Consider the following 20071-nt stretch of genomic DNA (forward strand, 5'->3'; position numbering starts at 1 on the left):
ACGGGGGACGCTGCGCTAAACCCGCGGCAGTCACAAATTGGAATTATAGCTCAAGCTGGAAGCTTATACCATTTATCCCAGGGGTTACGCTGCACTAAACCCGCGGTAGATGTGTATATTTATCGGCAAAATTATCTATATAACTATGGGGTCATCAAAAGAGATTGTTACAAATATGTTTGCTGCAGGGGGTATTACCATGAATGGTACCAATCCCTGGGATGTACAGGTACACAATCCTAAATTGTATGATCGTTTGCTGGCCGGGGGCTCATTAGGCTTTGGCGAAGCTTATATGGAAGGTTGGTGGGATTGCGAAGCGCTGGATGAATTCTTTTTCCGTGTGCAATATCACCGCATTGATAAAGCGCTTCCCCGCGATTTAAATACGCTTAAATATTTTTTAAAGGCAAAATTTGGTAACCAGCAAACCAAATCAAAGGCTATAGAAGTTGCACATAAACATTACGATATTGGCAACGATCTGTTTGAGCAAATGCTTGATAAACGCATGATGTATTCTTGCGCTTATTGGGAAAACGCCAAAACTTTAGATGAAGCGCAGGAAGCCAAGCTTGATTTGATCTGTCGTAAATTGAAATTGGAGCCCGGAATGCGCATGTTAGAGATCGGTTGTGGCTGGGGAGGCTTTGCCAAATATGCCGCTGAAAAATACGGTGTGTCGGTAGTTGGCTTAACTATTTCTAAAGAACAGGCAGTACTCGCACGGGAAATCAATAAAGGCTTACCGGTTGAGATCAGGCTGGAAGATTACAGGGATATTAATGAAAAGTTCGATCGGATAGTATCGATAGCTATGCTGGAAGCCGTCGGCTACCGTAATTACAGAACCTATATGGAAACTGTTGCCAAAAACCTGACCGACGATGGCATTTTTCTGCTGCATACTATCGGTGGCAACTATTCTACCAAAGTTACCGATCCCTGGATCGATAAATATATTTTCCCCAACGGTATGTTGCCGTCTGCTGCGCAGCTCTCAACTGCCTGGCAGGGTTTATTTATCCTTGAAGACTGGCACAACTTCGGGGTGTATTATGACCGCACCTGTATGGAATGGCGTAAGAAATTTGAACAGAGCTGGCCTCAGCTTAGTGACAAATATGGCGATACTTTTTATCGTATGTGGCGCTATTATCTTAGCGCCAGTGCTGCATCCTTCCGTTCAAGAAAAAATCATTTGTGGCATATTGTTTTAACTAAACCCAAACATTTGGGCTTATACAAATCAATAAGATAAAGCTGTTCTTCAAGCAATGTTTAAAAAATGGCGTAAAAATACGTACTCAATAAACGTGTTTTTACTTATTTGAAAATCAGGTATTTAGGTTTACTTTATTTCTATTCAGTAAAATCCTAAATACTTGCCTTATGATGCCATCCTATCTGAACCGGTCTGCCCGTTTTTATCGAAAACTTATACCCATCCTGTTACTTCCGGTACTGTTAAGCAGTTGTTATACAGCCCGGGTTGAAACCAAAGCCCAGGCCGGCACTGAAGTATCGCACCAAAATGTAAATTTCTTTTTTTGGGGGGCCATTCAAAGCCCTAAGCGAATAGTTACCCCTATATGTGATTCCCTTGGCTCCAATGGTATGGCCGAAGTTACGGTGAAAAATAACTTTGGTTATTCACTCCTTACAGTGATCACTTTAGGCATTTGGAGCCCTGCACGGGTTGAGTGGAAATGTGGTAAACCTTGTGCCAAAGAAGGCGTAATTGGAAAGTAGCTATGAAAGTTATTAAAACAGGAGTTAGCAGCTGGGAAAACCGGCACGAAACTTTTACAGAACAAATTAAAGATCTGTATGAATTGGGCAATGAAGATAACCTTGATGCGCTTGACAGTTATAATGATGCCACCAAAGGACTGCAAAATATTATAAAGGAAGCTATCGAAACTAATACACCGCTAAGGTCGTTAGGCGCGGGCTGGTCCTGGACAAAGATAGCCACGGTTAAAGATGGTGTAATGCTGGATACCAAGCCACTTAATACAAGGTTTACCGTAGCTGATACAGCGGTAAATCCGGCTTATGCGGGTAACAAGGATCATTTACTTTTTGCCCAAAGCGGCAACGGCATCTGGGAACTCGGCGCATTTCTGAAAAACAGGGGTTTGTCTCTCAAAACTTCGGGGGCCAGCAACGGGCAAACTATAGCCGGTGCTGTTGGCACGGGAACTCATGGTTCGGCGTTTGACTTTGGCGCAACACCTGATTTTGTAGTGGGCCTGCATATTGTGGTTAGTCCCGACAGGCATATCTGGCTGGAAAGGGCATCGGCACCGGTAGTAGCACAAAAGTTTATGGATTTGCTGCAAACCGAGCTGGTACAGGACGATGAGCTTTTCAATGCAGCTTTGGTAAGTTTCGGCAGTTTTGGTATCATACATGGTGTATTGATGGAAACCGAACCTTTGTTTTTGTTAGAAACTTATGTGCAGCGGTTGCCCTATGATACAGAGCTGCAAGGCATGATGGAAACGCTGGATTTTAGTAACACTAATAAGCTACCATGCGGTAACGAACGGCCGTTCCATTTTTCTGTATTGCTTAACCCGTATGATCTGGATAAGGGGGCTTTCGTAACTACTATGTATAAGCGGCCATATCGTACTAATTATCAGCCACCGGTTGATAATGCGGCAGGGATCGGTCCGGGAGATGATGCAGCCAGTTTTATAGGCACTATTACTGATGCGGTACCTGCTTTGGTCCCCATTGTAGTTACCAAGGTATTGAACACCAGCATGACCACCAATACAGACCCTCACTTTGGTACGCTTGGCGAAATTTTTAGCAATACTACTTTGAGAGGTAAATTGTTGAGCTCTGCAATTGGTTTTCCCGCCCAGCTTTCGCCCAAAGTTGCCGATCTGATGCTAAAGATCAATAAAGATATTGGCCCTTTCAGCGGCGTGTTTTCATTCAGGTTTGTTAAGCAAACCAAAGCCACATTAGGCTTTACGCGTTTTGAGCATACCTGTATTATGGAATTGGATGCGCCGCTATCTGACAAAGCCTACAATTTTTATACCCAGGTGTGGCTGATGCTTGAGCATGAAAATATTCCCTTTACCTTTCATTGGGGTAAGGCCAATGAGGTTACCCCTCAACGTATTCAACGAATGTATGGCGATGCTGCCACCCGTTGGATCAATGCCCGTAAAACTTTGCTCAATGCAGATTGCCAGAAAGTTTTTACCAATCAAATTACACAGCAATGGGGGCTGGCCTGAAATATCGAAGGTGTTTGAAGGCAGTAATCTGTTGCCTGTTTTTGTGCTGCGTAGCGGTGGGAGCGAAAGCACAAACCATTGCACAGATCATCGATGAGATAAAAGCCATAAACAGCAAAGTAACCAACTGGCCAAACAGTAGCGGGCAGGGAATGCTGATCTCTAACAAGGCCATGAATATTTTCCTGTCGAATAAAGTGAGTCCCTATCTCTCCGGTAATGAGGATCTTTCGCTGTATAAAAACTATGTTAATATCAATGCGGCGGAGGGGATGATCAGCATCAATCATAATTTTCATCAGCCGGTAGATAGTGACGATTGGGTAAGGTCGTTCGTGGTTGTTGGTGCACGGGTAAATATCGCAAACGCTTATGCAGCTAAGCTTACAAACAGGTATTTTGATAACCAGCTTGGCTTTACCATTCAAAAAACATGGGTGGGGAAACCCACGACCCACTACGCGGCAAACGGCGAATCAAAAAAGCAAATGGATGCAGCGCGCGCATTAATGGTAAATACCCTCGCCCAAAGTATCAACAAAAAAGCCGAAGAGTTTGAGCAATCCCTTAACGCTTTAAAGCAGGATGAGATCCCAGGACAAAATCTCAACGAAGTTAAAAACAAGCTCCGGAAAACTTTTTACGCAACATTTCGGGCGGATTATCTGCAAAAGTTTTCCGAACAGCAATCGGAACTAATGGTTAACTCAGCTAATTATGATCTGGTGACCGATAACTGGACAACGTTTGGCGTTTATATCCCTGTTATACCGCAAAGATTTATGGTGAGTGATAATGTTAACACAGAGGTTAACAAACATTATAATTATCCGTTCGAGTTATTTATAAGCCATACCCGCTTTTGGGAAAGCCCAAAATTGGGCAGGTTCTTTTTAACATTTGCAGGCAAGGGCTTTGTGAATAACTCCGTACAAAGCGGTTCATTATTCAATGCAGATGTAACAGGAGCGCAGGGAGCGGATGGCACGAATACCGTAACGATAAATAGGGGAGACAGGTATATAGGCCAGTATAAAAACTTTATAACACCGGTTGCCGCAGGTAAGCTGGTTTACATCCCATCAACATCGCATGTTGGCGTCAGCTTCCGGATCGAGAAAAACTGGGGTACATATAAGGCGCTCAACTCTATTATAGGTATCCCCATTGTTTTGATTGATAAAAAAGGTGTGCCTGCCATAAATTTTGAAGCACAGCTTTTACTTCAGGACATGAACAATTCCTTAAAAGATACCCGCCTGCCTTATAATAAAACAGCAATCGGATTAACTGTGGGTATTCCCTTTAGTAAGATAGTTTATTAAGCAAGCTTACTCATCTCTTCCAAAACAGCTCTTTTCAAAGCCATAGTATAACCCACATGCAAACCCTCATGAAATGGCAAAAAACGGATGCCTTCTTCAATATTGCTCAACGTAACGCCGTAGCGGGTAGTCATCGGTTGATAGTTTGCAAAAATGCCTGCATGATAATCTTCCTCCAATTTGTCAATGGTTGAAATGAGCAGCTCTTTAACTTCGGCGATATCATCTGCATTAATAAAACCCTGTGGTTTGGTTTCGGGGCGATAGGGGGTATAATACTTATCATCTACCACAATAGGCACACCCGCACGGGTATAGCAAATACCTTGTTGACCCGAAATAAGGTGCGCCAGGTTCCAGATCAGGTTGTTGTTGAAGCCGGCGGGGGTATAGTTAAGCTGTTCAGGAGTAAGGTCTTTAACAACATTAAGCAGCATCAGGCGTGGTTTTTTGATAACTTCAAATTCTTGTTTCATTTTAGGTTGAACGGGTTAAGGCTTTACAGCAGTGCTAAATTATGAAGATTGTGGTATGTTTTTCGTCAAATTATCATATCGCCGCTGCCAACGTTTTATGGCTTATATCTTTTATCATACCTTTGCCCATTCATTTACTCATCCATTTTAATGCAGGAGATCTCTTTAAATAGCGCGCCGGTAAAATATAACAAGCCAATAATTTATTTTTTACTGCTGTGGGCTTTGCTAAATGCTGTACAGGCCTTTACGCTTGAGATTCATGCTGATGAAGCTTACTACTGGGTTTACTCGCGGTTTTTAGATTGGGGATATTACGATCACCCGCCTATGGTGGCCGTTTTTATTAAAGCCGGTTACAGCCTCATGCATAATGAATTTGGTGTGAGGTTTTTTACGGTGATCAGCACCACGGCGTCGTTGTACCTGATGTGGGTGATGTTAAAGCGGTATAAAGTTGATGCCATTAACTTTATATTAGTGATCTCAGGTATTTTCGTATTCCATATTTACGGTTTTACCACCACGCCCGATGCGCCGTTACTGTTCTTCACAGTGTTGTTCCTATATTTTTATCAGCAATATATTGAAGAGGACAGCTTTAAGCTGGCCGTTATATTAGGTGTTGTGATCGCCTGCCTGTTATATAGTAAGTATCACGGCATTTTGCTGGTTGCTTTTACACTGGCATCTAACATTAAACTATTAAAGCGCGGATCGTTTTACGGTATAGTAATACTTGTCTTAGCTTTATACGCTCCTCACATTATTTGGCAGGTGAACCATGATTATCCATCGATAAGTTATCACCTTAATGAGCGTTCGGCTGATGATTATCAGCTGGATAATACCTATCTATATCCTTTGGGGCAATTGCTAATGGCAGGACCGCTGATTGGTTGGTTCTTGTTTTACAAAGGATTTACAAGCAAGATCCAGGATGTTTTTACCCGCACCTTACTTGTAAATAGTGTAGGCATTTTGCTGTTCTTTTTCCTAACATCTTTTAAAGGCGAAGTTCAACTTCATTGGACACTCATTGCCTATGTGCCACTAAGCATGCTGGTGCTTATCAGTTTCGCCATACCTGGAGGAAAGCCAGCCTGGTTTAATCGTTTAGCCATAATAAATACAAGCCTGATTTTGCTTGTCCGCATCTGTATCATCTGGGGGCCGCCTTTTTTGTTAAAGATAGATGCCATGAAAAGCTTTTTTGGGTTTAAGGAGTGGGCTCATCAGATCAAACAAAAGGCCGGCGATAATTATGTGATTTTTTATGAAGGCTTTCAGGATCCTTCCAAATACAATTTTTATAACAATACCACCCACGGACTTGCCTATGATTCGCGGCACTATCGCCGTACCCAGTACGATATCTGGCCGATAGAAGACAGTATTCAGCATAAAAAAACTTATTACGTATTGGATGTTTGGTTGCCAGGTGTAACCACCGACTCCATTAACGTATTTGCAGGCAAATGGTATGGCGGCTGGGTTGATGATACGCGCACCTATCAGCGGGTTGAGTTTGAATCGCCTTCAAATAAAGAAACGGTTAGCCCGGGACAAAAAGTGGATTTTGATCTGACAGTTAAAAATCCATATCCATTCGCCATTGATTTCAGCAATAAAGATCAAAAGCACCCCGTGTTTTTTGAAGCCTGTTTCTTTAAAAAGACCGATCAGATCACCAATCAAAAGGCTGATGATTCTTTTCATAATATCGCCCTGAAGCCGGGTGAGAGCACTCATTTTAAATTCAATGTAACAGCACCGGATCAGCCGGGCAGATATCAACTTATTTTTTCACTTCGTACCGAGCCGTTTTTTGGTGGCCGCAATAGCAAGAGCATCAACATTACAGTAAAATAATAATCAGCTATGTTTAAACGCATATACCTTTTAATCCTTTTTTTGATCATAACCACTACCGCTGCCCTTGCGCAAGGGAGCCTCGATATCCATTTTAACGGTTTGGGTTTCATGGATAACCGCGAGTATAAGGACTTTGTGGCCCGCTCGCGTACCTATTCGGGCGTACGTACCGCGCTCGATCTTGGTCTGAACGTTGACAGCCTGAACCACTTCATAGTAGGTGTTAACGGTATTCACGAGTTTGGTGCTAAACCATACTTTTTAAAAGTGAATCCGGTTGCTTATTACAGCTTTACAGGCAAAAACTGGTTGTTTAATGCCGGTGCCTTCCCGCGCGAAGGTTTGCTGGATGATTATCCCCGGGCTTTATTGAATGATACTTTGCGATACTACCGGCCCAACGTTGAGGGTTTGCTTACACGTTTCCATAATGATCACTTGACCGAAACTGTTTGGATTGACTGGGTAAGTCGCCAAACGGTTACTGACCGCGAGCAGTTCCTGTTCGGCTTTTCGGGTAAGTACCGTCCAAGCTTAACCGGGCCGTTTTATGTATCACACTACTTTTTGCTGATGCATGATGCAGGGGCCGAAGTGCTGTTGCCTAACGACCATATCCAGGATAACGGCGGCGGACAAATAAGATTAGGTTTGGACTTCAGTCATAAAACCATATTAGATTCGTTATCTATTGAGACTGGTGCCATGACATCATTTGAGCGGGTACGTGGTGTTGATGGTTTCAGGACACCGACCGGCTTTGTGGCTAATGCCTATTTAAGCTGGAAACGTTTTGCCTTGTTTGATGAATTTTACAAAGGCCAGGGCAGCCATATTATTTATGGTGATGCGTTTTTTGAAAAGAAGACCTATAACCGCCTCGATATTATTTACACGCCGTTTTTATACAAGCGTGTAAAAGGACAGTTTATATTGAGCCTGCACCAAACGCCGGGCTACAGCAGCAACCAGGAAGCCTTCAGGGTAACGGTTGACCTAGGCCGCCAAACGTTGGTGAGGTTTAAGGATTAGTGAATTTAAGCGTAGAGACGCATCACATGCGTCTTTACCTGCTATATGACAGATCCTGCAACTTTCTGTCGTAAAAAGAGATGCATGTAATGATCTCTATAATAAATGTTAACCTTTATAACACACATATAATATCCATGCAATTAAAAAAACAACTATTAATTTTTGCAGTACTACTGCTTGCGGCACCTGCAAAGCTGCTTGCACAGGACAACCAGTTTTCGGGTTGGGCGGCTATATTTCATAGCCATAAATTATCCGAGCATTGGGGCTATTCTTTCGACGGTCAATTGCGCTCACACGATGAGGTAAGTTATCTTAAACACATCCTGCTACGCCCTTCGGCTAATTATTATTTCGCTAAGAACAAAGTGGGGGCTTTGGGTTATGCCTACATAGCTACCTATGGCCGTACTCCCGACAACGAAACAACTTTTCGCCCGGAGCACCGCATTTGGCAGCAGTACACTTATACCCACAAGCTTACCAAACACATACAGCTGGCACACCGTTTAAGGTTGGAACAGCGCTTTTTAGGAAATACTGCCGATAATAAGAACGATCGTTATTTTGCGCAGCGTTTCAGGTATTTTGCCCGTGCCGTGATCCCGATGAAGCCTGATTCGGACGTGTTTACTGAAGGTACCTTCCTCGCCCTGCAAAACGAGGCCTTTGTAAATGTGCAAAACAAAAACAAGGTGAACAAACACTTTTTTGATCAAAACCGCGCTTACGTAGCGGTTGGTTACCGTTTCAGCAAATCATTTGATGCCGAAGCGGGGTATCTTAATCAATACATTAAACAAGCCGATGCTTATGTGGTAAACCATGTAGCACAGGTGGCTTTTTACACGAGGTTTTAACCTCTCCTAAATTCTCTCCAAAGGGGAGGATTTAGATGATCCGGAAGACGAAATTATCTAAAAAGCCATGTCATTGCGAGCGTAGCGTGGCAATCTCGTAGTCAGTGCATGTCCGATCTGTATAGCTACGAGATTGCTTCGTCGTGCCTCCTCGCAATGACATGGCTTTTTAGCCAATATTTTCAACTAATTCGCAGCTCCGGAAGACTTATGGAGAGGACTTTAAATAAATTAATAAAAAAACCTTGCCAGCGATATTGACAAGGTTTTTTTATTAACGATGATAGGAGGTTAAAACATCACTTCTTAGCCTGCGCAATTACCTCATTATTTAAACGTACATACTCATCCGTTTTCATGTCGGTGGCCATTTTCACGCCTTCCTGGGCTGTGGTTATAGCTGCGGCTTTGTCCCCTTTTTTCAATAAGATCCGTGCTTTCCACAGTTTAGGCACAAATGGCGGAATTTCCTTGTTTTTTTCCAGCTCGGTAGCCCAGGCTAAAGCTTTGTCCATGTCTTTATTATTGTTGTAATAATAGATCAAAGCCTCATAGTAGGGCTTTTTATCGGTGTTCATGGCCGAATCGATCCGCGCCATTACTTTGGCATCGATATCAGTGGTCATGTGGATCACGAAACCGCTGTGCTCCCACATCATTTGTAAATCGCAGGTGGTTGTGGTTACATTGGTAAATGCAAGGGTCATTGTTTCTGTGAGTGCAGAAACGCGTTCTGTTTTTACTTTGAAGCGCAGAAAATCATCGGCTTCTTTATACATATACGCTCCCCATTGTTTAGGCTGTTTACTGAGGATGATGGTCCATTCTTTTTCGCCAGGGATACTGAACAGACCATACTCACCAGCCGGGACCTTGTTGCCTTCCATGCTTACCTCATCAGTAAATTTAATTACTGTGGCTGAGTTAGCGCCGGTGCGCCAAACGGTTCCGTAAGGCTCCATGCCGCCAAATATTTTACGGCCTCTTACATCCGGACGGGAGTAAGTAAGGTTGATTTTTCCGAGGCCGAAATTCTGTACAATACTTTGTGTTGAACTGGGCTGCGGTGTTAACTGCGCATAGGTATTTACCGTAGTAAATACCATCATGGCGATGATACAGATAAATAACTTTTTCATGATTTACGGTTTTAATAGTGGTGGAATATAAAACACTGTGGTATAATTGGTGTGCTACTTTTTATCTGCAGTAAAGGTACCCGCGTCAACATCCTTCAAAAAGGCGATGAGATTTGTAAAGTAATTTTGCTGATCATCATACATACTCATGTGGCTGCCGTTAGGACACAGATAGGTGCGACTGTTAGGCAATAAACGACCTTCTTTTTTCATGTCTTCGGGATTCATTTCGTCGTGTATGCCACCCAAAACAAGGGTAGGTGTTTTTATATCCTTCAGTTTATCCCAAAACTCCCATCCTTTAAAATTGCCGGTCACGTGAAATTCGTCAACACCCTGCATTTGTATGTAGATGGTATGATTGGCTTTTTTAAAGGCTCTCCATAGCGGTTCGGGCCAGCTGTCTAAAGGTAACCGGCAGATTACCTGCGTGTATAGTTTATTCATCAGCAGGTTATTGTATTGTGGCGAATCGTATTGTTTGAGCCTGTCTAACGAATCAAATAAAGCGATATCGCGCGGTGTGAAAAATTTCTTCTTTAGCTCGGCAGCATAGGTAACATAACCTTTAATTCCGGCAGTCATATTTGATAGTACCGCTCCCTTTACGTGCGACTGGTATTTGTGCAAATATTCCATAGCCAGCATGCCGCCCCATGAATGACCGATCAGGTAAAACTTATCCAGTCCCAATCCCTTGCGCACTTCCTCTACTTCTTCAACATAACGGGGAATATTCCATAAAGATGTATCGGCAGGCGCATCTGAATTTCCGCAGCCAAGCTGATCATAGTAGTAAATTTCCATTCCTTCCTTCGGCAGGAAGTCCTCATAGCATTCCATATAATCATGTGAAAAACCCGGACCGCCATGTAATAGCAATACTTTTATTTTACCATCACCAACTTTTTTAGTCCATACGTTATACTTCCCGGCAACTTTGATCATTTTGCTGCCGCCGGTTTTTATTTCGTAAGGTGCATTTGTTGACTCAGCAGCCGTATCTGCAGTTGGTTTTGATGGATTATCGCATGCGCAAAAGCAGGCTGCGATCAGGATGAAGAATAGCTTTTTCATGTGAGCGACAGGAATGGTGAAGATGATTAAGAATCGATAAAATTACACCAAATTTAAAGAAGATATTTTACCATTTCAAAGAGGTTCCAAATAGGATAATCAGAAGCGCTTGAAATTACTTCTTCTTTATATTTTATCAAGAACTTGCAATATGAGGTTAATAATCGTGTATCGTTGAACGAACGATCATACCCGGTTAAATCATTATCGTGTATATACGCAAGATATTTTATTTCAGAATGGGAAAATAAGAATAAGAATTTTGTGAAAGAGAAGCTATGCGCATTACCCCTGTTGGCGAATAAAGTCGATAATGATGTCTTAGTATGATCTGTCACAAAATAACGTTGGCGTAAATTCGTGGCTGTAGAATCATAATTTACAGGCGAACTCGAACTTAGCTTATGGAATTCTATAGAAGGTTCAATATACTTTAATATTTTTTCTTCATAATTTTCTAATTCAGTAAAATCTTCTAAATGAAATTCATATAATAATATAATAAATAGGCAATATATTGTTTCAAACGTATTGCCTTTATTTTTTTCAACAATAATGTCTGGAATTAATTTTCTTGTGTTTTCTGATATCGCCGAGAGAGCCTTAAATGATTTTATTATTTCGTACTTATTGAGTACCTTCTTGAGGTGCCTCGGGTTTGTAAATCTTATTGTGTTGAAAAAAGACTCTATCAGTATAGTGTTTTTAATTGGTCGCCCATCTCTAAGAACGGTTTCACCCGGGAAATATGGTTCTAATAGTTTTGTGATAGAAAAGGTCTTTGGCATGCTAAAAGCTATATCAAAGACTTTTTCCATATATTCTTCTGATTTGACAACATCCTTGTATTTAGTTTTTACAGCTTTAGTCACAGCTTCTTTATCTATTCCACAAAAGAAAACCGACCTTTTCCCATAAGTGAAAAATAATTTTAAAGCTGTTATGAGATTTAAAACATTTTCAGGCTCGCACCTATCGAGATCATCTATAAATATTAGTAGTTTTTGACTTTCATACTTTTTTAGGATTTGTTCTTCAATAGCTAAAAAGCTTGCTTTAAATTCTTTGTTATTAACATAGAATGAAGGTTCATGTCCTTTTTCAAAAGCTTTATCAATGGCCTCATTAAATTTTTCACCTGAGAATTCGAACTCTAATCCAAGCTTTTCTAATAGATGGGAAGATTTAAATGTGACAGCGTTAGTAAACCCCTTCAATGTCAATAATGCGCCTTTCATAAAAGATTTGACTATTTCAGACGTTTTATCATCTAATGCCTCAATTAATGCATCACACAATGACAAAGCAAGGTTTTCGTCCTTTTCGTGTTCCCAGGCTTGGAAAAATATAGGTTTATAAATAATCGGTTCAATGGTATTCGCTATATGTCGCATTAATGAAGTTTTGCCACTTCCCCAATCACCATAAAGTATAATCATTTTATTCTCCTCCAGTGAGGCGGAGTTTTGTTCAAGGAAGATTTTAATTGCTTCTGCTTTAGTTAGAAAATCAAAGCTGTCATTTATACTATAATCGTTGAGCTCTCTATTTGAATGTAATTTAGGGTTCATAGTCAAAAGGTTGGGTATAAAAAAAGCCTTGTACTGGCTTGTACAAGGCTAAATATAAATATTATTAATAAGTTCTGTTATATCCTTTCAATATCCCCGCTACCTGCTTTTGAGCTGGAAATGTTTTTAGCTCCGCCGGTATAATGTACATCGCCCGAGCCGCTTACGGAGGCATCAATTTTACTGCTGGCATTAATAGTGGCATCGCCAGAACCGGCAATATGCACCTCAGTGTTAATGGTAATCAGGTCGCGGGCAGTAAAATCGCCTGAACCTACAACATTCACTCTTGAGTTATCGGCGCGACCCGAAAGTTTCATGTCGCCGGAACCCGAAATGCTGCTATCCAGGTTTTTAGCGTTTACTTTGCCCAGCATATCGCCCGAGCCAACTACTTTTAGTTTTAATGAATTGGTGGTGATCCCTTCTTTAAAATAAACATCGCCCGAACCGGCAACGTTAATGCTGGTCATATCTTTAGCTACCACATGGACAATCATTTTACGGCTACGACCAAAGCTCCAGCTATCCCAGCTGACACCTTTTTTACTGTAAATTTTCAATACGCCACCCTGCACTTCGGTAATGATCTTATCGATAACATCTGAAGGTGCTTCAACTTTTACTGATTCGTTTGAGCCTTGGGTAAAGTAAACATCAAATGAACCAGCCAGGTCAATGGCGCTGAAGCCTGATAAATGACGGTCTTGCGTGGTTTGATCGGTATGTTTAACAATGGGGTTTACTGGTTTTGCAGTGCTGTATGCTGTAGTTCCTGCTGCCAATACAGCGGCTAATAATATTTTTGAGATCGATTTCATGACGGTTGTTTTAGTTTCGTTTTCAAATTAGACGCCGGTAGAGGGAGGAAAGTTGCACCGGATTTGATTTTTTTGTCGGGTGCTTTGGTGAGTAGTTGATTTGGTTGATTAGGTGAGTGGTTGTTTTGATTAAGTGAGTAGTTGATTGGGTTGATTGAGTAAGTGGTTGTTTGGAGTTAAACCATTCACCCAATAAACCACTCACCTAATCAACCATCAATCAACCTTAATATAATAATTAAAGGTATCTACTTCCACATTGTCTTTAGTGATACCGTCGATCTTAACCGGGGTAAACTGCATGGTTGGTTTAATAAAGATATAGCCGCCGCCTTTAACGCGTACCTTTACCGGCATGTTAAAACCTTCGGCATTGGCAATCCATTTGGAGTATAGCTTGCCGTCTTTAACCACAAACTGTAAGGTTGGGATATCCTTATGGTGCAGGTATTGGTCAAATACCGGGGCGAGGTTCATGCCTGCCTGTTTGCAGATGTAACCTACAATATCATCATAGGTAACGGTTTTATGATAGAATGTTTTGTTAAGTCCACGGAGGATACTGCGCCATTTATCATCGTTGTTGATGATGGTGCGTACCATGTTTAGCAGGTTGCCGCCTTTATAATACATATCGCCTGAGCCTTCCATATTTACGCCGTATGGGCCTACAATAGGTTTATCGTTACGGATGTTTTTGCGGGTACCGTTTACATATTCCTGCCCGGCTTGTTTGCCGTAAAAAGTTTCGATAAACAATGATTCGGAATAATTGGTGAAACTTTCGTGGATCCACATATCAGCTACGTCTTTTGAGGTGATGTTGTTGCCAAACCATTCGTGACCACTTTCGTGTACCACGATGAAATCCCACTTCAAACCCCAGCCTGTACCTGATAAATCGCGACCGAGATAGCCGTTTTTGTAGTGGTTTCCATAAGCCGTACCACTTTGGTGTTCCATTCCCAGATGCGGAGTTTCAACAAGTTTGTATCCATCTTCATAAAATGGATACGGGCCAAACCAATATTCGAATGATTTAAGCATCCGCGGCGCGTCAAGTTCCCATTGCTTTTTGGCCTTGTCAACGTTATAGCTTAATGGCCAGTAATCAAGTGTTAGCGGACCTTTTTCGCCCTGGTATGTGCCTTCAAAGTGGGTATAATCGCCAATGTTGGCTTCTATGTCATAATTGTTAATAGGGTTAGCCACAAACCAATCGAATCGGGTGTAGCCGTTGTTCAGGTCGGTTACTTTGCGCAGCCTGCCGTTTGAAACATCTTTTAAACCATTAGGTGCGCTGATACTGATCAGGGCGCTATCCACTTCATCATACTGGTGATCTTTAGTCGGCCACCAGATGCTTGCACCGATACCCTGGCAGGCGGTTGCTACCCAGGGTTTTCCAAGCGAATCAGTAGTGTAAACTACGCCACCATCCCATGGCGCATGTTTAGCTATGGTTGGATTGCCCGAGTAGTAAACGGTAAATTCATCCTTGCTGCCTTTTTTTATTGTTTTTGGGAAGGTAATAAACACGGCGTTAAACTCGCGGGTGAACGGTATTTCGGCACCTTCGTAAACTACTTTCTCTATTTTCAAATTAGCAAACAGATCGAACTGCAGTTTGGTGAAGTTTTGAGTAGCCGTGAATTTGAAGAGGTTGCTGCCGCTGATGAACTTTTTATCGATATCAAACTTCACATCAAGGTGATAGTAGTTGATATCATAACAGGTGCGCAACGGCGTTAAGCTACCACGGAGCGAATCGGCACGGGTAAAGGTTTGTTTATTGGTACCTAATTGCGCCTGGGCCGTTGCCGCACCGATTATTGTTAGCCCTAAAGCAATTGCGCAAGTATTTAAGAACTTATTTTTCATTTATCTGGGGATTAATCCATGAGCGAACCCACGTAGTAGTTTAAATAATCAATTTCGATATTATCCTTAGTAGCGCCGGGAATTTCAACGGGGCTCAGTTGTTTTGTAGGGGTGATGAATTTATATTCGCCGCCCTTTACGCGCACCCTGATGGGCATGTTGAAATCTTTGGCCTCGGCGATCCAGCGGCAGTAAAGCTTGTTTTCATGACTGGTAAATTCAAGAACAGGAAGGCTGCGGTAATGCAGGTACTGATCAAATATTGCCGAAAGGTTCATGCCCGATTGTGTGTTGATGAAACCTACCACATCATCATAAGTAACCGTTTTATGGTAAAAAGTTTTGTTAAGCCCGCGCAGGATCCCTCGCCATTTTTCATCATCATTAATAATAGTACGGATCATATTAAGGAAAACCGCGCCCTTGGAATACATATCGCCCGAGCCTTCTTTATTTACATTATAAACGCCAACTATCGGGCTGTCATTATTAATGGTAAGTCTTAAGCCGTAGTTATAATCCAATCCGGCTTTTTTGCCCCAGTTATCCTCTATAAAAAGCGACTCGGAGTAGCAGGTAAAACTTTCGTGGACCCACATATCGGCGAGGTCTTTACCGGTGATATTGTTGCCGAACCATTCGTGCCCGCTTTCATGTACAATGATGTAATCCCATTTGGTACCCCAGCCAGTGCCCGACATATCATAACCGAGGTAGCCATTTAAAAAACGGTTGCCGTAAGCGGTGGCGCTTTGATGCTCCATACCTAAGTGAGGTGTTTCAACCAGTTTGTAACCGTCCTCATAAAATGGATAGGGTCCAAACCAGTGTTCAAATGCCTTCAGCATAGGTTTTACATTGGCGGGGAAATGTTTTTTTGCTTTTTCGAGACTTGTAGGCAACACCCAGTAATCGAGACTGAGTTTGCCTTTTTCGCCCATGTAAATATCTTCAAAGTGAACGTAATCGGCAATGTTGGCAACTACATCATAATTGTTGATCGGGTTGGCCACAAACCAATCAAACCGGGTATAACCATCCTTAAGCTGGGTTACTTTACGCAGGCGACCGTTCGAAACATCTTTTAAACCTTTGGGCACGCTGATGCTGATCATCATGCTATCCACCTCATCGCTCAGGTGATCTTTGGTAGGCCACCAGATGCTGGCGCCTATGCCTTCGCAGGCAGTAGCTACAAATGGTTTACCCAGCGAGTCCTTTTTAAAGACTACCCCTCCGTCCCAGGGTGCGTTTACAGCTATTGTTGGGTTGCCCGAATAATAAACGGTAAACTCATCTTTGCTGCCTTTAGTTATTGTTTGAGGGAAAGTAACGAATGCTGCATTTCCATCGCGGGTAAAGGCAACCTCTTTATCTTTGTAAACAACCTTTTCAATTTTAAGGTTAGCAAACAGATCGAACTGAAGCTTTGTAAAATCCTGCGTGGCGGTAAATTTAAACTGGTTGCTACCGCTGATGAATTTTTTATCGATATCAAACTTCACATCAAGGTGATAGTAATTGATATCATAACAGGTACGCAAAGGCGTGAGCATTCCACGAAGCGAATCGGCATGGGTAAACTGCTCTTTTTCTTTCAGGAGCTGGGCACTGGCCTGCTGGCTAATTGTTGCGGTGCTTAGTAAGGTAAGCAATGCGAGATATAGTTGTTTTATTTTCATGTACTTAAATGTGTGGTTCGCCTTCCGGCTCAAAAAGATTTTTTTTCCAAAGATCTAAAGCATATTTTTTAAATGGTTCCGGGCCATTTTTTAACGCTGCATCAATTGTATAATCACCGCCGGCATAATGTTTATCAAATAAATGCACCCGTGCTTCCCCTCGCACCGCGTATTTACCGGAACCCTCGTGCATGATGATCTTCATACCAGGCGGACTTACATCACCCCGGCAGCAAATACGATACATTAGCCAAACCTCAGCTGTGCCGTTGTTGTCAAGATCTGTAACTGCAAATGTGCCGGGTATATATTTGGCTGTTACATCAACAGCGCATGGAATAGTATAATCCTGCATCTGCCAGTTCAGTTTAATCTGGTTGTTACTGATATCATAACAATAGGCAAACAGCTTTGCCTGCCTAAGATCAAGATCCTTCACAGCGGTATCTTTAACCTGGATTTCGCCGGTTGAGGTAGTGATCACTAAATGCTCGCCGGTTTTATCGGCGTATTTCAAAGCATCGATGATATGCCCCTTGTAAGTAATGGTTTTGGGGATATCAGCTTTGCTAAGCTTGATTACCTTGAGTTGAGCAAATGTGGCCTGCGCGATGAATAGCGATACTATGAAAAATGGTAGTTTCATATTGCATTTATTATTTCCCGGTTTTACGATGCCGTGTATATTTACTAAATATATTAAGGTATTCCGTATCAAAGGCAACTCGTGTAATTGATTCGTAGTCGATACTGGTTGGTGAATTGTCAAAGAAACCTTCAATATCGAAATCAGTGATATAAACGTATTTTTTGCCTGCTTTTGTTATGGGGCCAATAGTAAAAGTATCGATATCCTCTGCCTCACACTCCGTTATTACATTTAGGCCGAGCGTTTTTAGCGATTTGAAAACGGAATGCCAATCATCGAGATCGACCTGGTATTTTATCCCAACTTTTTCAGTAGCTTTTTCCCATCGCATCATTTTGTCAAAGTATTTATCTCCTTTGTTAAAACGTACTTTTTTGATTTGATCTATACGTATTATCGCGTAGCCGGCAAGTCTAAAGTCATCGGTTTCATTAAGCAGGAGTAAATTATCCGAAAAGCCAAGAATGTAACCATTTCGCAGTTGAATTTTATTCTTCGAAACTTTACTGTAAATCCTTACCCGGTGATTTGCTTCTTTATGACTTCTTAATTTTTCTAACATTTACATGAAAGTTATGAATTTAATATTGTTTAAAGATTGCCCGGTGGATACTTCAACATGCTTGATGGAAAATTAAGGTTGAAAGTAAAAGGAAGCCATAACTAACCTCTTACCTCCAACCTCTAATCACTACCAATTACTTCAACACCTGCACATCAATAAAGCTATCATTATAAACCGTTTCGGTGGCCTTGATGTAATCACTTTCATCTGCTTTGTACGGGTTCTCCACAAACTTTTGTGGATTGCGTGCTACTATCGGGAACCAGGTGCTTTGTACCTGGATCATAATGCGGTGACCTTTTTTAAAGGTATGTAGTACATCCTGCAGGCGGAAGTTCACATCAGTTTTTTGATTAGCTACCAATGCCTCCGGCTTTTCAAAGCTGTTTCGGAAACGTGCCGGCATTACCTCCGAACGTACCATTTGCCAGTAGTTGCTCAGGATAATGTTTTTGTTGGGCATGTATGGATTGTTTGGTTCATCTGACGGATAAACATCAATCAGTTTCACAACAAAATCAGCATCGGTGCCTGTAGTGGCAATTTTAAGGTGCGCCATGATCTCGCCGCCAAGGGTTACATCATCATTTAATACCTCGCTCTGGTAAACCAGCACATCCGGACGGCGACCTGCAAAGCGCTGATCTTCGCTCATGTAATTGTGCGGCGTAAAGCCCATAGTGGTGGTATTGTCCTCGGTATAAGGAACCGGTTTAAGCGGATCGCTTACAAATGAAACTGAACCGGCAGACGCGGCCTGGGCGGTTGACAGCTTGCCATCAGCACCTAAAAACATTTTTTCGTGTACGGCATTTGGGGCAGGCCATTTATCAAATGTTGCCCATGCCTTTTTACCTGTATTAAACATGTAAGCATTTGGCAAGCCAGAATTTTTATCGCCATTGCCCTTCAGGAAATGGTTGAAGAATTTAGCTTCAATGTTTTTTTGGTAGAAGGTTGCCACGCTATCGCCAAAGTAAACATTGCTGTGCATGGTATGTCCCGTTTCGCGCGACCAGCGGCCGTGACCAAATGGCCCCATTACAATGGTATTATAGGCGTTAGGATCGGTTTTGTTAATGGTTTTATAAATAGCAAGCGGACCGGTTAAATCCTCGGCATCAAACCAGCCGCCTACCAGCATCACGGCAGGTTTTACTTTGCCATAGTGTTTCAACAGTCCGCGTTTTCGCCAAAACTCATCGTAGTTAGGGTGATTGACAGTCTCCTGCCAAAAGAAGTTATCCTTATAATATTTATCGGCGTTTTTAAGCGGGCCCAAATCTAACAGGTATTGATAACCATCTTTGCTATCGGGTTTAAGCATGGTATACCAGGCTTTGCTGGTCGTATCGGTTTTTTGAACACCAAATACCGGGAAGGTGAAAAAGTACCCTTCAATAAAAGCACCATTATGGTGGAAATCATCAAAAAAGAAATCGGAGATAGGGGCCTGCGGAGATGAGGCCTTTAACGCCGGGTGGTTTGAAAGGATTCCTGCTGCTGTGTAGAATCCGGGGTACGAAATTCCATACTGACCAACCTTGCCGTTATTGTTCGCTACGTTTTTAACCAGCCAGTCGATGGTGTCATACGTATCAGAACCTTCGTCAACATCTTTTTTACTTTTTTTGTTGTCGATAACCGGGGTCATATTGGTCCAGGTGCCTTCGCTTTTCCAGCGGCCGCGTACGTCCTGGTAAATAAAAATATAGCCTTCTTGCATCATAATTTCAGATGGGCCAAGCCTTGCGGGGTATTTATCCTCGCCATAAGGGGCAATGCTGTAGCAGGTACGCTGCATCATCATGGGATACTTGTTTTGAGGCGAAGCATCATTCGGGGTATAGAT

The 20071-nt window shown here is 42.2% G+C and carries 17 protein-coding genes; 7 read left to right on the top strand and 10 right to left on the bottom strand.

What is annotated here, in order from left to right:
* Nucleotides 1-145 precede the first annotated feature (145 nt).
* The 4 genes from cfa (at nucleotide 146) to VF500_RS04540 (ending at nucleotide 4588) form a co-directional block, all read left to right on the top strand.
* A complete protein-coding gene (gene cfa / locus VF500_RS04525; protein ID WP_330858539.1) occupies nucleotides 146-1261 on the top strand; it encodes a cyclopropane fatty acyl phospholipid synthase in 1116 nt (371 codons plus the stop codon).
* Between the two features lie 131 nt (nucleotides 1262-1392).
* Nucleotides 1393-1752, top strand: a complete 360-nt coding sequence (locus VF500_RS04530) for a Bor/Iss family lipoprotein (protein WP_330858540.1) — start codon at nucleotides 1393-1395, stop codon at nucleotides 1750-1752.
* A gap of 2 nt (nucleotides 1753-1754) precedes the next feature.
* Nucleotides 1755-3263, top strand: a complete 1509-nt coding sequence (locus VF500_RS04535) for an FAD-binding protein (protein WP_330858541.1) — start codon at nucleotides 1755-1757, stop codon at nucleotides 3261-3263.
* Between the two features lie 14 nt (nucleotides 3264-3277).
* A complete protein-coding gene (locus VF500_RS04540) occupies nucleotides 3278-4588 on the top strand; it encodes a hypothetical protein (protein ID WP_330858542.1) in 1311 nt (436 codons plus the stop codon).
* On the opposite strand, the gene VF500_RS04545 is transcribed toward VF500_RS04540, so the two are convergent.
* Nucleotides 4585-5064, bottom strand: a complete 480-nt coding sequence (locus VF500_RS04545) for a DinB family protein (RefSeq protein WP_330858543.1) — start codon at nucleotides 5062-5064, stop codon at nucleotides 4585-4587. The two genes, VF500_RS04540 and VF500_RS04545, sit on opposite strands and share 4 nt — an antisense overlap.
* A gap of 150 nt (nucleotides 5065-5214) precedes the next feature.
* Here VF500_RS04545 and VF500_RS04550 point away from each other — a divergent pair, with 150 nt between their 5' ends.
* The 3 genes from VF500_RS04550 to VF500_RS04560 all read left to right on the top strand — a co-directional run bounded on the left by VF500_RS04550 (nucleotide 5215) and on the right by VF500_RS04560 (nucleotide 8834).
* Nucleotides 5215-6936 carry a glycosyltransferase family 39 protein gene (locus VF500_RS04550; RefSeq protein ID WP_330858544.1) on the top strand — a complete coding sequence of 574 codons (1722 nt, stop codon included), beginning with the start codon at nucleotides 5215-5217 and terminating at the stop codon, nucleotides 6934-6936.
* A gap of 9 nt (nucleotides 6937-6945) precedes the next feature.
* Nucleotides 6946-7971, top strand: coding sequence for a hypothetical protein (locus VF500_RS04555; protein WP_330858545.1), 1026 nt, complete (start codon nucleotides 6946-6948; stop codon nucleotides 7969-7971).
* Between the two features lie 137 nt (nucleotides 7972-8108).
* Nucleotides 8109-8834, top strand: a complete 726-nt coding sequence (locus tag VF500_RS04560; RefSeq protein WP_330858546.1) for a DUF2490 domain-containing protein — start codon at nucleotides 8109-8111, stop codon at nucleotides 8832-8834.
* Between the two features lie 299 nt (nucleotides 8835-9133).
* Here the strand turns inward: VF500_RS04560 and VF500_RS04565 are convergent, their stop codons facing one another.
* The 9 genes from VF500_RS04565 to VF500_RS04605 all read right to left on the bottom strand — a co-directional run.
* On the bottom strand, nucleotides 9134-9973 hold the full coding sequence (locus tag VF500_RS04565; RefSeq protein ID WP_330858547.1) for a DUF2911 domain-containing protein: 840 nt from the start codon (nucleotides 9971-9973) through the stop codon (nucleotides 9134-9136).
* 54 nt (nucleotides 9974-10027) lie between these two features.
* A complete protein-coding gene (locus tag VF500_RS04570; RefSeq protein ID WP_330858548.1) occupies nucleotides 10028-11050 on the bottom strand; it encodes a proline iminopeptidase-family hydrolase in 1023 nt (340 codons plus the stop codon).
* 53 nt (nucleotides 11051-11103) lie between these two features.
* Complete coding sequence (locus tag VF500_RS04575; protein WP_330858549.1) at nucleotides 11104-12621, bottom strand: KAP family P-loop NTPase fold protein; 1518 nt, start codon at nucleotides 12619-12621, stop codon at nucleotides 11104-11106.
* Nucleotides 12622-12698: 77 nt separating this feature from the next.
* Nucleotides 12699-13442, bottom strand: coding sequence for a head GIN domain-containing protein (locus VF500_RS04580; protein ID WP_330858550.1), 744 nt, complete (start codon nucleotides 13440-13442; stop codon nucleotides 12699-12701).
* Between the two features lie 216 nt (nucleotides 13443-13658).
* Complete coding sequence (locus tag VF500_RS04585; protein ID WP_330858551.1) at nucleotides 13659-15323, bottom strand: M1 family metallopeptidase; 1665 nt, start codon at nucleotides 15321-15323, stop codon at nucleotides 13659-13661.
* An 11-nt stretch (nucleotides 15324-15334) separates the two neighbouring features.
* Nucleotides 15335-17005, bottom strand: coding sequence for a M1 family metallopeptidase (locus VF500_RS04590; RefSeq protein ID WP_330858552.1), 1671 nt, complete (start codon nucleotides 17003-17005; stop codon nucleotides 15335-15337).
* A 4-nt stretch (nucleotides 17006-17009) separates the two neighbouring features.
* Nucleotides 17010-17651: a M949_RS01915 family surface polysaccharide biosynthesis protein gene (locus tag VF500_RS04595; RefSeq protein WP_330858553.1), complete on the bottom strand. Its 642-nt coding sequence runs from the start codon at nucleotides 17649-17651 to the stop codon at nucleotides 17010-17012.
* A 10-nt stretch (nucleotides 17652-17661) separates the two neighbouring features.
* A complete protein-coding gene (locus VF500_RS04600; RefSeq protein ID WP_330858554.1) occupies nucleotides 17662-18216 on the bottom strand; it encodes a hypothetical protein in 555 nt (184 codons plus the stop codon).
* A gap of 136 nt (nucleotides 18217-18352) precedes the next feature.
* Nucleotides 18353-20071: CocE/NonD family hydrolase (locus VF500_RS04605; RefSeq protein WP_330858555.1), on the bottom strand; the 1719-nt coding region annotated here is incomplete at its 5' end.

Origin of the sequence: Mucilaginibacter sp., from assembly GCF_036383575.1 — a bacterium.
GTDB lineage: Bacteria > Bacteroidota > Bacteroidia > Sphingobacteriales > Sphingobacteriaceae > Mucilaginibacter.